At 73.6% G+C, this 12482-nt stretch carries 10 protein-coding genes and 1 pseudogene; 6 read left to right on the plus strand and 5 right to left on the minus strand.

Annotated elements, in window-relative coordinates; all coding sequences use genetic code 11:
- The first annotated feature begins 30 nt into the window (after positions 1-30).
- From ACFYZR_RS01805 to ACFYZR_RS01830, 6 genes are all read left to right on the plus strand, one after another.
- A complete protein-coding gene (locus tag ACFYZR_RS01805; protein ID WP_391903467.1) occupies positions 31-519 on the plus strand; it encodes a cupin domain-containing protein in 489 nt (162 codons plus the stop codon).
- Positions 510-1157, plus strand: coding sequence for a LuxR C-terminal-related transcriptional regulator (locus ACFYZR_RS01810; RefSeq protein ID WP_391903470.1), 648 nt, complete (start codon positions 510-512; stop codon positions 1155-1157). The genes ACFYZR_RS01805 and ACFYZR_RS01810 overlap by 10 nt, the downstream gene beginning before the upstream one ends.
- Positions 1158-1161: 4 nt before the next feature.
- Entirely contained in the window at positions 1162-1821 is a 660-nt protein-coding gene (locus tag ACFYZR_RS01815) for a rhomboid-like protein (RefSeq protein WP_391903473.1), read from the plus strand.
- A 51-nt stretch (positions 1822-1872) separates the two neighbouring features.
- The gene (locus tag ACFYZR_RS01820; protein WP_391903476.1) at positions 1873-2679 is read left to right on the plus strand and encodes a tyrosine-protein phosphatase; all 807 of its coding nucleotides are present in this window, start codon (positions 1873-1875) and stop codon (positions 2677-2679) included.
- A 120-nt stretch (positions 2680-2799) separates the two neighbouring features.
- On the plus strand, positions 2800-4743 hold the full coding sequence (locus ACFYZR_RS01825; RefSeq protein WP_391903479.1) for a hypothetical protein: 1944 nt from the start codon (positions 2800-2802) through the stop codon (positions 4741-4743).
- 55 nt (positions 4744-4798) lie between these two features.
- The gene (locus ACFYZR_RS01830) at positions 4799-5539 is read left to right on the plus strand and encodes a TetR/AcrR family transcriptional regulator (RefSeq protein WP_391903482.1); all 741 of its coding nucleotides are present in this window, start codon (positions 4799-4801) and stop codon (positions 5537-5539) included.
- Here ACFYZR_RS01830 and ACFYZR_RS01835 read toward each other — a convergent pair.
- The 5 genes and pseudogenes from ACFYZR_RS01835 to ACFYZR_RS01855 all read right to left on the minus strand — a co-directional run bounded on the left by ACFYZR_RS01835 (position 5512) and on the right by ACFYZR_RS01855 (position 12466).
- The gene (locus tag ACFYZR_RS01835; RefSeq protein WP_391903485.1) at positions 5512-6624 is read right to left on the minus strand and encodes a helix-turn-helix domain-containing protein; all 1113 of its coding nucleotides are present in this window, start codon (positions 6622-6624) and stop codon (positions 5512-5514) included. The genes ACFYZR_RS01830 and ACFYZR_RS01835 overlap by 28 nt on opposite strands.
- A 359-nt stretch (positions 6625-6983) precedes the next feature.
- On the minus strand, positions 6984-7199 hold the full coding sequence (locus ACFYZR_RS01840) for a hypothetical protein (protein WP_391903488.1): 216 nt from the start codon (positions 7197-7199) through the stop codon (positions 6984-6986).
- Positions 7200-7610: 411 nt separating this feature from the next.
- Positions 7611-10217 (minus strand): annotated as a pseudogene (pulA, locus tag ACFYZR_RS01845) (pullulanase-type alpha-1,6-glucosidase); the annotation flags it as partial.
- Between the two features lie 107 nt (positions 10218-10324).
- Positions 10325-11323 (minus strand): phosphatase PAP2 family protein, encoded by a 999-nt coding sequence (locus ACFYZR_RS01850; protein ID WP_391903490.1) that lies wholly within the window; start codon positions 11321-11323, stop codon positions 10325-10327.
- 117 nt (positions 11324-11440) lie between these two features.
- The gene (locus tag ACFYZR_RS01855) at positions 11441-12466 is read right to left on the minus strand and encodes a LacI family DNA-binding transcriptional regulator (protein WP_391903493.1); all 1026 of its coding nucleotides are present in this window, start codon (positions 12464-12466) and stop codon (positions 11441-11443) included.
- Between the last annotated feature and the right edge of the window lie 16 nt (positions 12467-12482).

Below are 12482 nucleotides of genomic sequence, written 5' to 3' on the forward strand. Positions count from 1 at the left end.
GGGGCGGGGTGCCGGTGGGAGAGTGGGCGCATGACCGAAGCCTCCGAAAGCTTCACCGACGAAAGCTCCACCGAACGCTCCGGGCTGGTCTCCCTCCTCGGCCTGCGGCCGCATGTCGAGGGCGGCTGGTTCCGGGAGACCTGGCGGACCTCCGGCACGGCCGTCCCGGAGGGGTACCCGGGCCCGCGCGCCCACGCCACCGGCATCTACTTCCTGCTCCACCCGGGTGAACGTTCCCGCTGGCACCGGGTCCGCTCGGACGAGCTGTGGCTCTGGCACCGGGGCGGCCCGCTGCGGCTGCGCCTGGGCGGCGACGGCCCGGAGCCCGACGACGCCGGCGCCGAGGAGCTCGTCCTCGGCGCCGGCGTCGAGCGGGGCGAGCTGCCGCAGGGGCTGGTCCCCGGCGGGGTGTGGCAGTCCGCCGAGCCCGCGGGCGCCGAGCCGGTGCTGGTGACCTGCGTCGTCTCCCCCGGCTTCGACGAGACGGACTTCACGCTCGCGGAGGGCCCGTGCGCGTAGTGCTCGCCGAAGACCTGTTCCTGCTGCGGGACGGTCTGGTCCGGCTGCTGGAGGCGTACGGCTTCGAGATCGCGGCGGCGGTCGCCAGCGGCCCGGAGCTGACCCGGGCCCTGGCCGAGGAGCGGCCGGACGTGGCGGTGGTGGACGTACGCCTCCCGCCGTCCTTCACCGACGAGGGCCTCCAGTGCGCCCTGGCCGCCCGCCGCGCCACCCCGGGGCTGCCGGTGCTCGTGCTGTCGCAGCACGTGGAACAGCTCTACGCGCGGGAGTTGCTCGCGGACGGCAGCGGTGGCGTCGGCTATCTGCTGAAGGACCGGGTCTTCGACGCGGAGCAGTTCGTCGACGGCGTACGGCGCGTGGCGGCGGGCGGCACCGCGATGGACCCGCAGGTCATCTCCCAATTGCTGACGCGGCGTGAGAAGGACCGGCCGATGGCGAGGCTCACGCCGCGCGAGCGCGAGGTGATGGAGCTGATGGCGCAGGGCCGCTCCAACACGGCGATCGCCGAACGGCTGACGGTGACCGAGCGGGCGATCGCCAAGCACACGTCCAACATCTTCGTGAAGCTCGGGCTTCCGCCGTCCGACGACGACAACCGCCGGGTGCTGGCCGTGCTGGCCTATCTCGACAAGGGGTGAGGAAGTGTCCCGGACACCCTCCCGGAACTCACGGATCTCCCGGATCTCCCGGACACCTCACGCGCTGCCGCTGTTCGCCCCCGCCTATGTCGGGGGCGTGCAGCTGGGCGCGTACGCCGCGCGGCACCTGCTCACGCCGGGCGCACGCGAGCGCCTGCTGCGCCGCTGCTCCACCAATGTCGACAACCTCGCCGCGGGCCGCTGGGACACCCTCGCCGGCAGCGCCTTCCTGGTCGAGGCCCCCATGGAGCTGCCGTACGCGCTGCTCCTGCTGGCGGTGCTGGGGTACACGGAGTACGCGTACGGAGCGTGGTGGGCGGCGGGGGCGTTCGCCTACGGGCACGTGGGCGCCTCGCTCCTCGTCTACGCGGGGCTGCGTGCCCTGCGCGCCGGTCCCCGGACCCGGTCCGCGACGGACGTGGGCGTCAGCTACGGCCTCAACGCCGTCGCGGGCGCCCTGGCCGCCGCCCTGCCGCGCGGCCCGGCCCGGACGGCCGCCTGCGCGGCGCTGCTCACGCTCGGTGTCCGCCCCTGCCTCCAGGGGCGGGGCCGGACGACCTTCACGGACGTGGGCCACCTGCTGGCGCTGACGCTGGGCCTGGGGCTGGGCCCGGCGCTGATCAGGGGGCGCCGTCGCGGACTCGGCCGGCGTTCCCCACAATAAGAGGGCAGAAATTGCGATAAGCCGCAAAAAGCGGATGAGGGAGACCGGCCCATGCCCCAGCAGTTCGACGCCTCGACGATCACGAACCTCCGCGACCTCGGCGGCATCGCGCTCGTCGGCAACTCCGCCGTCCGCCCCGGGCTGCTGCTGCGCTCCGGAGGGCTCGACCGCCTGGACCCGGTGGCCGACCCGGCCGTCGCCGCCCTCGGCATCCACACGGTCGTGGACCTGCGCAGCGAGAACGAGCGCCGCGAGCGGCCCGACCGGCTGCCCGAGGGCGCCCGTCTGATCGTCGCGGACGTCTTCGCCGGGCCGGGCGCGACCCACCCCGGCGACGGCGACCAGGTGCCCGGCAAGCTCGAGGACGTCCTGGGCAGCCCGGCCGCCGCCGAGGAGCACCTGGGCGGCGGCAAGGCCGAGAAGGTGATGAGCGACGTCTACCGCTCCTTCGTCACCTCCGAGTCCGCCTGCCAGGCCTTCCGGCTGCTGCTGACCACGCTCGCCGAGCCGGACTGCGGGCCGCTGCTCTTCCACTGCACGGCCGGCAAGGACCGCACGGGCTGGGCGGCGACGGTCGTCCTGCTGCTGCTCGGGGCGGACGAGGCGGCGGCCGAGCGGGAGTACCTGGCGGTGGAGCCGGCCGTGAAGGCGGCGTTCAAGCCGGTCATCGACCGTTTCACGGCCGCCGGCGGCGACCCCGCCATCGTCGACGCCATCCTCGGCGTGCGGCCCGGCTATCTGGCGGTGGCGCTGGAGGAGATGCACCGGACGTACGGCGGGGTGACGGGCTACGTGCGCGACGGGCTCGGCATCCCGGACACGGCGGTGGACCGGATCCGGGCGCGCTGCATCGCGTAAGCGCTTCGCTGGAAGCGAGGTCATGCGGCTGCGGGCCGTCCGTGGCCGGTCGCGCGGTCCGCGCCGCCCAGTCGGGTGACGGGTGAAGTGACCATCGCATCATTCACTCGTTCTACCTACGTGCAGCAGCAAGCAACGGCCGCCCGGCCCCCCGCCCCGCCCACCGTCGACGTCGAGCAGGCCGAAGCCGCGCTCATCGAGCACTATCCGCGTCTGGTACGGCTCGCCTACCTGGTGCTGCCGCCGTCGCTGGGCCGGAACCGCCGCGTGCTGACCGCGCACGCCCTCGTCCAGCGGGCCCTGCCCCGGGGCCGGGCGGGCACCCGGGACGAGGAGACCGTCCTGCCGGGCCCCCGGAGCTCCCACGGTTCGCCGGAGGACCCGGGGTACGCCTACGTCCGGCAGCGAGTGCTGGATTCCGCGCTGGCCGCCGCGCGCCCGCGCGGCCGGTTCCGGCTGCCGCGCGCCGGGCAGCTGCCGCCGCCGTTGCCGCAGGTGTGGGGGCTGCGGCTGTTCCCGCGCTCGGGCGGCGCCGACGAGCTCGTGCTCGACCAGGCGCTCTCCGCCCTCTCCGCGCCCGGCCGGGCCGCCTACGTGCTGCGCGCGCTGGAGCTGCCGGACGAGCGCGACGTGGTGCGGATGCTGGCCGCCGCCGGGGTGCCGGAGCCGGGTGCGGCGCTGGCCGAGGCCGACGGGGTGCGGGTGCCGCCGGGCAGCCGGGACGCCTCGCTGCTGGAGTCGGTGGAGTTCGACCCCTGCTCCCTCCAGGCCCGGCCCACCGACCTGATGCGCCGCCGCCATCACACCAGGGCCGCCCTGGCCGCCGCCGCGGCGGTCGTGGTGTGCGGGACGCTGATCGCCCTGCCCGACGGCGGCTGGGGCCCCGACGGCGCGGCCGCGCCCCCGTACGCGCGGAACGCGGCCGCCGAGCAGGCCCTCGACCCGGCCAAGGTCGTCAAGGCCGCCCCCGCCGCGTGGAAGAGCGCCGACCGCCCCGGCTTCGCCTCCTGGCCCGCGCGCGGCGGCCGCACCGGCGATACGGAACTGCTGCGCCGGGCGCTGGCCGTCTGGGCCCGGCCGGGCCCCTCCGTGCAGGTCACCGCGACGCCCGGCACCGCCACCGGGCCCGCCGCCGGGCCCCCGCAGCTGCTGTACGCGGGCGAGGCCGACGCGGCGACGGTCGTGCTGTTCTACGACGGGCTGCGCGTCGTGCGCTACGCCGAGTCCAAGGACGGCGACACCGGCGCGGCCGCCCTGGACTTCGCCCGCGCCGACGCGGCCGACACCGCCGGCGCCACCGCGCTCGTCGTCGGCCGCACCGACGGCAACGTCCGCTATCTGACCGCCCCCTGGATCGCCGACGCCGCCGTACGGGACCTGCTCGCCCCGGGCGCCGCCGACGAGCCGCTGCGCCGGGCCGCCGACGGCGTCACCGACTCCGTGCCCAGCCCCACCGGCGCGGGCGACTGCCACGCCTGGACGGCCCTGCGCTTCGGCGACCACCTGGTCACCGACCTCGGCGAGCTGATCCCCGCCCGGCTCACCGCGGGCGCCCCCGCCGCCCCGCACGACGCGACCGGCGCCAAGGACCGCGCGGCCTGGGCCCGTACGGCCTGCCGGCTGACGACCGTACGGGGGCAGGGCGTGCGCTCGGTGAACGCCTGGCAGTTCGCCACCCAGGCGCTGCCCGGGTCCGCCGGGAGCGCGGAGTGGTTCTGCACCCGGGCCGAGACCTGGCGCGGCGCGGGCAGCCGGGTGCTGGCCCAGTTCCTGGCCCCCGGCGGCCGGGCGGGCGCGTCCGCCGCGGTCGTCGGCCGCGCCGAGTCCACGCTCGCCTGCGGGGCCCGCGACCCCCACGTCCTGGCGGGCGCCCTGTGGAAGTCCCCGGGCGGCACCTGGTACGCGCTGGCGGCGGGCGGCGGCGACGTCGCCTCCGTCACGGCGACCGGTGACGTGCACGGCAGCGACCGGGGCCCCCTCCTGGCCGTGCCCGCCCGGCAGGGCGCCCAGTACGAACTGACGGCCCGTCTGGAGGACGGCACCAAGCTGACGCAGTTGCGCTGAGCCGTTCGGCCCGGGCCGAACGGGCCCCGGTACGTACCGGTTTAGGATGACCGCCATGACGACCGGGGTACGCCGCAGGATGGGCGTCGAGCAGCGCCGCGAGCAACTGATCGCGGTCGCCCTCGACCTGTTCGGGCACCGCCCGCCCGACACCGTCTCCGTCGACGACATCGCCACCGCGGCCGGGATCTCCCGGCCGCTCGTCTATCACTACTTCCCCTGCAAGCAGAGCCTCTACGAGGCCGCGCTGCGCCACGCGGCCGAGGAGCTGACCGCCCGCCTCGCCGAGCCGTGCGAGGGCCCGCCCGGCGGCCGGCTGTCACGGGTGCTGCGGCGCTTCTTCGACTTCGTGGAGGCCCATGGCCCGGGCTTCGCCGCCCTGCTGCGCGGCGGCCCGGCGATGGCGGGCACCGGGCCGTCCTGCGCGATGATCGACGGGGTGCGGCAGGCCGCGTACGGCCACCTGCTGACGCACCTGGGCGTGCGGGAGCCCTCGGCCCGGCTGGAGCTGCTCCTGCGGTCCTGGATCTCGCTGGCGGAGAGCACCGCGCTGCTGTGGCTGGACGGCCGCCGCGTCCCGCGCGCGGAGCTGGAGCGGCAGCTGACGCATGCCTTCGCGGCGCTCGTCGCGGTGAGCGCCGCCTACGACGAGGGGGTGGCGGCGGTGCTGGTCCGGGTCCTGGGGGACGAGCCGGTGGACGGGCCCTTCGTCCGGTTCACGGCCCTGGGCGGCGCGCCCGGCCCCGCCCGGCTGCCCGTGGGTGCCGCTCAGCCCTCGGCCGTCGTGATCGGCTGAGGTTCCTTGCGTCGTCCCTGGGTGGCCACCAGCAGGTGGCGGAAGAGCAGGGGCGTCGCGACGCGCGGATACAGGCAGGCGTACATGCGGAACTCGCCGCGCATGGCGTTCAGGCCCCGGGAGCTGAGCACATAGACGTGGACGCCCTGTTCGACGTGGACGACGCGGGTGACGAAGGACCGCTCCAGCAGGGCGCTCCAGACGTCCGCGTCGGCGTCGGACGGGTGGCGCACCGCGATCCCCTCCGCCCCTGTGTCCACCAGCGAGACCATGGCGCGCCACTGCCGGGCGCTCATGGCCTCGGCGAGGAAGGAGCTGAGGACCTCGGCGGAGCGGGCGGGGGCCGTCTCCACGAGCCCCGTGAACCTGCGCCGGCGCTCCTTGGCCGCTCTGGCCGCGTGCTCGTCCTCGGCATAGGCCGTCTCCAGCTCCGCCATGGCCTGGCCCCGCAGGAGCCGCCGGTAGCGGACCAGCTCGTTGTTGACGAGCCGGCAGACGACGGTGGGCACACGCTGGACGAGGGCGGCGACGGCCCGCAGCCCTTCGTCGTCGGGGGTGACGACGGCGGGGGCGTGCGTCCGGTGGGCCTGCTGGAACAGTGCCGTCAGGTGGTCCGCGATCTGGGCCCGGCGGGCGATGGCCAGGGGGTGGTGGTGGAGTGCGCGGTTGATCCGGCCGAGGGGGACGCCCAGGCAGGCGGCGAGCCGGATGCGGAGGGTGCCGTCGTCCCGGACGGGAAGGCGGGCCATGCTCTCGACGTCGCGGTAGGTCCTGCGGCTGACCCCGAGAAAGACCGCGACCTGCTCCGCGGTCAGGCCGGCGTGGACCCTCAGGTCCCGGACGGACAGATGGCGGGCGTCGGAGGCCGAGAGCCGGTCCGGGGGGATCTTGAAGACCCGGGCCAGTTCGGCGATGCGCGCGGGCTCGGGCACCGAGCGGTTGTTCTCGTAGGCGAGGATCCGGGCCTTGGACGTCCCCACCCGTGCGGCGAGGGCCGCGGCGCTCAGCAGCCGTCCGTCGACGGGCCGGGTCGCGCGGAGCACACGCAGGGCGTGCCCGTCGAAGTCCGCCCTCCCACGTGCCACCGGCACCGCCTCCCCGTACGGGAACCGAAAGGTCTGGCCACGGTACCGCTTAGGTCAACTCCCCTCCAGGGACACTACCCGCAGGGGTTCCCCCCGCTCCCCTGGTCGGGCCGGGTTTCCTGGTACCGTTTAGGACTAATCCTCGTTCCGTTACCGGCTTTTGGGCGGGAGGGTCGAGGGGTCGGCGGAAACGTCGGCGAAGGAGTTCATCCTTGCGCGGGCATGTTGCTTCTCGCGCAATCGGGGGCACTCAAGCAGTACGTACCCAGCGATATCACGATGGGCCCGCGTCGGTAGCGAGCCAGAGCGCGGGCCCATCAGCCGGCTGGGTATCAGCCGGCGGATGAGGGGTCAGCCCCTCATCCGCCGGTGCCGTCGAGGTCGAGGACGATCCTGATGATCCAGAGGATCATTTCGAGGATCATCCGGTTCCGCACCCTCGACGGCGCGACACCTCGGTCCGACTCCTCGTGGCACCGGCATTCCGGGGCCCGACGGTTCCGGCCCGCATCGGGATCACCCTGCGGGACGGCTCCCTCTTCGCCCGGCTCGCGCGGCCGCTCGGAGTCAGCCATGAGAACCTCACTCTCTTCGGGGAATCCGGGTCGGTCGACCCGTACGGAATCAACCGGCACTGGTTCCGGAGAGAGCTGGGCAAGAGCCTACAGGGTGTCACGAGCGCACAACGCCCCGCAGCACGAAGCCCCCGAAGGTCATCAACACGCGGGCACCCCGGGCCCTTTCGATTGGCAGACACATCCCGGACCGGAAGCCCTTGAGCCCATTGTCAGAGTCGTGCGAGGCCTTTCATCGCAAGGGGGGCGCGCGCAACTACGTGTGAAACAAAAGGATTTGTTACCTTCAAGTAGGGCGGAAGCGAGTCGTGCACCCCTGGAGGGCCGCGCTCAGGGCACGAATGCCGGCGATCGCGGCCCCGCAATCAGCGTTCACTTTCCGTCATTTACCCATGTCCGGTCCCATCGGCGCTACAGTGTCGCGCCCCGGAAGACCGCGACCGTCCGGCCCGGCACGGTGAAGGTGCCCGTTGCGGCGGCGTAGGACGCGGACTTGACGACGGGGTCGGCTCCGTGCGCCTGCACCGGGTGCAGGCTGTAACCGGTGCCCGCGAGGGCCGGGACCGTCTGGGCGCGCTCCTGCGGGGTGGCGTTGAGGACGACGACCAGATCGCCCAGGCGCATGGTGATCACGCCCGGGGTCTCGTCCCGGCCGGAGAGCGGGAAGGACAGGGCGGCCTGTACGGCCTCGGCGGTCGGCAGGCTGAAGGCCTTCTCGGTGGTGCGGACGCGCAGCAGGTCCCGGTAGGCGGCCGAGGCCGCGGCGATGGGACCGCAGCCGGGCCGCAGGGCCGGGTCGGCCAGCAGCGGGCGGGCGTACGGCCACTTGGCCGCGTTGTCGGCGGCGGGCGGCAGGCCCCGGCCGAAGCCGTTGCCCTCGGCGCAGTTCCAGTGGATCGCGTTGAACCAGTCGCCGCTGTCGTAGGAGTTGCGGTCCAGGGACTTGGAGCGCAGCAGGTCCGTACCGGCCTGGGAGAGCGCCGGTCCCTGGGAGAGGGTGGCGGCGGCCAGGGCGAGGACCTGGGCGCGGGCCCGGTCGGCGGCGGAGGTGGCGGGCGGGAGCTTGTAGGCGAGGGCGTCGTAGAGGGTCTCGTTGTCGTGGGCGTCGGCGTAGGACAGGGCGTCGCCGGGCGCGGCGGCGTATCCGGCCGGAGAGCCGTTGTAGTCGACGTCGGCGCCGCGCACGGACCGGCCGGTGGAGTCGGTGAAGCGGTACGCGGCGAGGTTGCCGGTCAGGCCGACCTTGATCAGGTCCTGGGCGTGGAGGAGCCGGGCCCGCTGTTCGGCGGGGGATCCGTTGGCGGGCGAGGCGTTGGGGTCGGTGAAGAGGCCGGAGGCGAAGCCCTGGACGCGGGGGTCGTCGTCGAAGGGTCCGCCGCCGCGGATCGCGTCGCGGGAGCGGTCGGAGAAGGTGGCGATGCCGGTGCCGGCCATGTTCTTCTGCGTGGCCTGGACGAAGCGGGCGTCGTTGGCGACCTCGCCGAAGTTCCAGCCCTCCCCGTAGAGGATCACGGACTTGCCGTCGACGCCGTCCTTGGCGGGGGTGAGGGCGTCGAGGGCCGCGCGCACGGCGAGGATGTTCGCCTTGGGGTGGTGTCCCATGAGGTCGAAGCGGAAGCCGTCGACCTTGTACTCCTTCGCCCAGGTGACGACGGAGTCGACGACGAGCTTGCCCATCATGGCGTGCTCGGGCGCGGTGTTGGCGCAGCACGTGGAGGTGGCGACGGCGCCGTCGTCGAGGAGCCGGTGGTAGTAGCCGGGCACGATCCGGTCGAGGACGGACTTCTCGTCCTGGCCGGAGGCGGCGGTGTGGTTGTAGACGACGTCCATGACCGTGCGCAGCCCGGCGCCCGCCAGTCCTTGCACCATCCGCCGGAACTCGACCGTGCGGCGGGGGCCGTCGGGGTCGGAGGCGTACGAGCCCTCGGGGACGGTGTAGTGCAGCGGGTCGTAGCCCCAGTTGTAGGCGTCGCGGGCGGCGGTGCGGGCGACGCACTTCTGCTGCTCTTCGGAGTCGGCGGGCAGGGAGGCCAGGTCGCAGGGCGGGGTGGCCTGGTCGGCGCGGCGTTCGGGGACGGTCGCGAAGTCGAAGACGGGCAGAAGGTGGACGTAGGAGGTCCCGGCGTCGGCGAGGCTCTTGAGGTGGCGCATGCCGGGCGAGGCGGGATCGGTGAAGGCGAGGTAGTCGCCGCGCGGGGAGAAGTCCCGGACGTGCAGCTCCTGGATGCGGGCGTCGCGGAAGGGGACGGGCTCGGGCTTGCGGAGGCTCTGCCAGCCGGGCGGGGCGAGGGCGGGGGCGGCCAGGTCGGTGACCAGGCTGTGGGTGGAGTCGGCGGTGAGGGCGGTGGAGTAGGGGTCGGTGACGTGGTTGACGACCGTCTTGCGGAGGGTCGGGGCGTGGACGGTGACGGCGTAGCGGTAGGGCTTGCCGGCCCAGGACCGGGGGCCGGTCGCGCTCCAGACGCCGCTGGCGGCGTCGCGGCGCATGGGGAGCGTACGGCCGTCGAGCTCGAGCGCCACGTTCTTGGCCGTGGGCGCCCAGACGGAGAGGGTGGGGCGGCCGTCCCGGAAGGTGGGGCCGAGGTGGGCCTTGGCGGCGGCGGGGGCGTAGAGGTCGTCGAGGACGCCGGGGATCTGGACGCCGGTGGTGACGCCGTCCGTTTCGGCTGTGAGGGGGCCGCGGAGGGCGGTGCGCACCTGTTCCGGGGTCGCCTCGACGTGGAAGGCGTCGTAGGCGGCGTAGGCGGCGGTGAGCCCGCCGGGGCGGGGGGTGAGCGTGAAGGCTCCGCCTTCGTGGACGAGGCGGTGGGGGCGGGTGGGGTCGCCGAGGTTTTTGGGCCAGGCGACGGTTTGTCTGTCGAGCCATTGGACTTTTGCGTCGGGTTTTTGCGGGGCGGCCGGCTCGGCGTGCGCCGGGGCCGGGCCCAGCAGGGGTATCAGGGCCGTTAAGGCGACGGCCAGGCGTCTCATGGAAGGGTGCTCCTTCGGTTCGGAGGTACGAAAAGAGTCCCCAGGGTGACCTGGGGACTCTGAGCAGTACGTCTTGTACCAGCGCTTCCCCCGCTTCCCCCAGAGCCCGAAGGGCGGGTTGCGCTGAGTCGGTGGGCAAGCGGGCGGGCCGATTCCTAGCGCACCCGTTCCGTCGTCGTGCGGGTGCGGCGCCCGCCCGGGGCCACCGGTTCCGGGCGGGACGGGGCCCGGCGGCGTTGCCTCGGTGCGCGGCCGGCGGGGTTGCCCGTGCCCGGACCGCCCGGACCAGCGTCCCGCCGGTCGCTCTTGATCGCCACATGGCGGGGCAGCCGGTGAGGGAGCGCCCCGAACCACGCCCGGGACAGGGTGAAGCCGAGCGCCAGGCAGAGCAGACCGCCCACCGCGTCCAGCCAGAAGTGATTGGCGGTCGACACGATCACCACCAGGGTCGCCACCGGGTAGAGCGTCCCCAGCACCCGTACCCACACCGGCCGCGCCAGCGACGCGATGATGACGCCGCACCAGGTCGACCAGCCGATGTGCATCGAGGGCATCGCCGCGTACTGGTTGGAGACGTCCGCGAGATTGCCCGAGGCCATCGAGCCCCAGGTGTGGTGGACGACCACCGTGTCGACGAAACCGAGGTCCTCCATCAGCCGCGGGGGAGCGAGCGGATACAGGTAGTAGCCGAGCAGGGCCACACCCGTGGTGGCGAACAACGTCAGCCGGGCCGCCGCGTACCGCCCGGGGTGCCAGCGGTAGAGCCAGACCAGCACACCGATGGTCAGCACGAAGTGGAGCGTCGCATAGTAGTAGTTCATGCCCACGATCAGCCACGTCACCGAATTCACGGCCCGGTTGACCGTGTGCTCCACGGCGATGTGGAGGCTCTGCTCGGCCTGCCAGATCCAGTCGGCGTTGCGCAGCGCGGCGGCTCTCTGCTCCGGCACGGCATTGCGGACGAGCGAGTACGTCCAGTAACTCACCGCGATCAGCAGCACCTCGAACCACAGGCGTGGTCGCCTCGGCGTACGGGGTCGCCGCAGCCGGAAGCGGTCCGCCCGCGGCCGGACCGCGCCCGGCGCGCCACCCGCCTCGGTGGGTGGCGCGCCGGCCGTGCGGCCTTCCAGGGTCTTTGCTGTCGCTTCACCCATAGGGAAAGAGTCTGCCAGACGGCGGTCGACGGCAGATCGGCCACCCGTCCGGTTCACGCCACCTACGCCCCGGTTCGTCCTCCTTCGGGCGGTCGGAGCCGGGCGCCTGTACGAGGTTCAGGTACGCGCTCCCGGCGCCGAGGCGGTGGAGCCCCTGACGACCAGTTCGGGCAGGAAGACGAACTCGCCGTACGGCGCGGGCGTCCCGCCGATCTCCTCCAGCAGCGCCCGCACCGCCGCCTGCCCCATCGACTGGACCGGCTGCCGGATCGTGGTCAGCGGCGGATCGGTGAACGCGATGAGCGGGGAGTCGTCGAAGCCCACCACCGAGATGTCGCGCGGGACTTCGAGACCGTGCTGCCGCGCCGCCCGGACCACCCCCAGCGCCATCATGTCGCTGGCGCACACCACCGCCGTGCACCCCCGGTCGATCAACGCGGCGGCCGCCGCCTGACCACCCTCAAGAGTGAACAGCGAATGCTGGATCAGCTCCTCGGCCTCCTCGCGGCCCATCGCGAGCTGCTCCCGCATGCTGTCCAGGAAGCCCTCGATCTTCCGCTGCACGGGAACGTACCGGCGGGGCCCGAGGGCCAGTCCTATCCGGCGGTGGCCCAGTGCGGCCAAATGGGTGACGGCCAGCCGTACGGCGGCCCGGTCGTCGGGGGAGACGAAGGGCGCCCGGACCTCCGCCGAGAAGCCGTTGATCAGCACGAACGGCACACCCTGGGCCCGCAGCCGGGCATAGCGCTGCATGTCCGCCGAGGTGTCCGCGTGCAGCCCTGACACATAGATGATCCCGGCGACCCCCCGGTCGACCAGCATCTCCGTGAGCTCGTCCTCCGTGGAGCCGCCCGGCGTCTGGGTCGCCAGCACCGGCGTATAGCCCTGGCGGGTCAGCGCCTGCCCTATGACCTGCGCGAAGGCCGGAAAGATGGGGTTGTCCAGCTCCGGGGTGATCAGTCCCACCAGGCCCGCGCTGCGCTGCCGCAGCCGTACCGGCCGCTCGTAGCCGAGCACGTCGAGCGCGGCCAGCACTCCCTCGCGGGTGGAGGCGGCCACCCCCGGCTTTCCGTTGAGGACTCGGCTGACGGTTGCTTCGCTGACACCCGCCTGGGCTGCGATGTCGGAGAGCCGGGCGGTCACAGGAGGTGACTGTACC

The organism is Streptomyces sp. NPDC001678 (assembly GCF_042892945.1).
Classification (GTDB): Bacteria; Actinomycetota; Actinomycetes; order Streptomycetales; family Streptomycetaceae; genus Streptomyces.

Bases quoted from the DNA above. Each gene is read 5' to 3' on its own strand.
- ACFYZR_RS01805 (WP_391903467.1), top strand. From the start codon at position 31: ATGACCGAAGCCTCCGAAAGCTTCACCGACGAAAGCTCCACCGAACGC.
- ACFYZR_RS01820 (WP_391903476.1), top strand. From the start codon at position 1,873: ATGCCCCAGCAGTTCGACGCCTCGACGATCACGAACCTCCGCGACCTC.
- ACFYZR_RS01830 (WP_391903482.1), top strand. From the start codon at position 4,799: ATGACGACCGGGGTACGCCGCAGGATGGGCGTCGAGCAGCGCCGCGAG.
- ACFYZR_RS01840 (WP_391903488.1), bottom strand. From the start codon at position 7,199: ATGGCTGACTCCGAGCGGCCGCGCGAGCCGGGCGAAGAGGGAGCCGTC.
- ACFYZR_RS01850 (WP_391903490.1), bottom strand. From the start codon at position 11,323: ATGGGTGAAGCGACAGCAAAGACCCTGGAAGGCCGCACGGCCGGCGCG.